The sequence below is a fragment of the Thermoflexus sp. genome (genome assembly GCF_025055495.1).
GTDB lineage: Bacteria > Chloroflexota > Anaerolineae > Thermoflexales > Thermoflexaceae > Thermoflexus.
The window spans coordinates 1-1,733 of record NZ_JANWXB010000247.1 but is presented as its reverse complement, the minus strand read 5'-3'; the positions used below and the strand labels follow the sequence as shown (position 1 = coordinate 1,733).

The window sequence follows — 1,733 nt, the reverse complement described above, 5'->3', positions numbered from 1 at the left end:
CGACGTGGGGGCGGATGTGTATGTGGCCCTCGGCCTGGTGATGGCCGCCGCCCAGGGAGCCACCCCGCTGGCCTTCCTCATCGCCGGGATCGTTTACATTATGGTCGGCCTGGCCTACACCGAGATGGCCGCCGCCTATCCCTCAGCGGGGGGAGGCCAGTATTTCGTGCTGCGGGGGCTGGGGGATTTCTGGGGGCTGGTGGCGGGATCGGCCCTGATGCTGGCCTACACGGTGGACGTGGCGCTGTTCGCCATGGCCTCGGCGGGCTACATCAACTTCTTCTTCCCCCAGTTCCGGGAATTTCACATCCCTGTCCCTCTGGCGGGTTCGATCAATCTGATCTGGCTGGGAGAGACCCTGATTCTCATTGCGCTCCTGGTCATCCTGAACATCCGGGGGATCCGGGAATCCTCACTGCTGAATCAGGTTCTCGGCGCTCTGGATATGATTCTGGAAACTTCCATCGTGGTCATCGGATTCCTCTTCGCATGGAATCCGGAATATTTCATCCACCAATGGCAAACGGAATTTCCCCCCCTTGAACGCCTGCTCTATGCGACTTCCCTGGCGGTGATTTCGTATGTGGGGCTGGAGTCGGTGTCGCAGGCAGCGGAGGAGACTGTTCGGCCTGCGGCAGTGATCCCCCGCACCTCAATGGCCTTGATCATCGTCGTTCTGTTGTTCGCCCTGGCCTTCCCGGTAGTCTCCCTGGGGATCCTCCCCTGGCATGAGGTCGGGGGACGGGAGGGGGATCCTGTAGCTCTGCTGGCCAGCCGATTGCCCTTCGTGGGGTTCCTGGCCGGCCCGGCTGCCGCGATCCTCGCCGCCACCATCCTGTTGATCTCCGCCAACACCGGGGTGATGGGGTCCAGCCGGCTGGCCTACAGCATGGCCCAGCTCGGGCTAATGGGGGAAGGGCTATCGGAGGTTCATCCGCGCTATCGGACCCCCGTGAAATCGATCGTTTTCTTCTCTTTCATTTCCGCCATGATGGCGATCCTCGCCTTCTTCAGCGGACGCCGGGCATTGGAGGCAATGGCTGACCTGTATGCCTTCGGTGCGATGCTGGCCTATTTCCTGAGCACCATCGCCCTGGTGGTGCTTCGGATCCGCGAACCGCACGTTCCGCGTCCCTATCGAATGCCGTTGAACCTGCGATGGCGGGGGGTGGAGATTCCGCTCCTGGGCATCCTGGGGATTGTGGGAACGGGGCTGATGCTGGCAGTGGTCATGTGGACCCATCCGATCGCCCAGGTGGCAGGTCCGCTTTGGGTCGCGATCTGGATCGGCTACTACATCTGGTATCGCAAGCGGACGGGGCGTCCGATCTGGAAAAGCCTGCCTCGGGATTGGATCGCCGAGCAAATCCGCATTCTGGAGAACAGCGGCGAGTGGGACTTGCTGGAACGCTTCCGGATCGAAGTGGAGCACTGGCGGCGATCACAAAAGGGGGCGTGAGGAAATGAGCCCCGCGTGGGCTTTCCGTCTGATTCTGGCAGCGATGATGATTGCACTGGGACTCGTAATCATCGGACGCAGCCTCTGGCTGGTGATATCCCAGGGGCTGGCCCTCTCGAGTCTGTTGTTGCCTGTGATCGTGGGAATCCTGATGATGGCGCTGGGGGTCCGCCGCTGGCGGAGTTGGATCGATCTCCATCGCCCGGACGGGAGTTGATGGAGCTGGACCTTCTTTTCCCCTCCCCATAGCCCAGAGGGCTGTGGGGAGGGGGAA

Annotated in this window: 2 protein-coding genes; both read left to right on the top strand. The window is 61.9% G+C overall.

Features of this window, described 5'->3' with window-relative positions; translation table 11 throughout:
• On the top strand, positions 1–1,459 hold a 1,459-nt coding region (locus tag NZM16_RS08075; RefSeq protein WP_295479807.1), incomplete at its 5' end, for an APC family permease.
• A 4-nt stretch (positions 1,460–1,463) separates the two neighbouring features.
• Entirely contained in the window at positions 1,464–1,676 is a 213-nt protein-coding gene (locus tag NZM16_RS08070; protein WP_295451108.1) for a hypothetical protein, read from the top strand.
• The last annotated feature ends 57 nt before the right edge of the window (positions 1,677–1,733 follow it).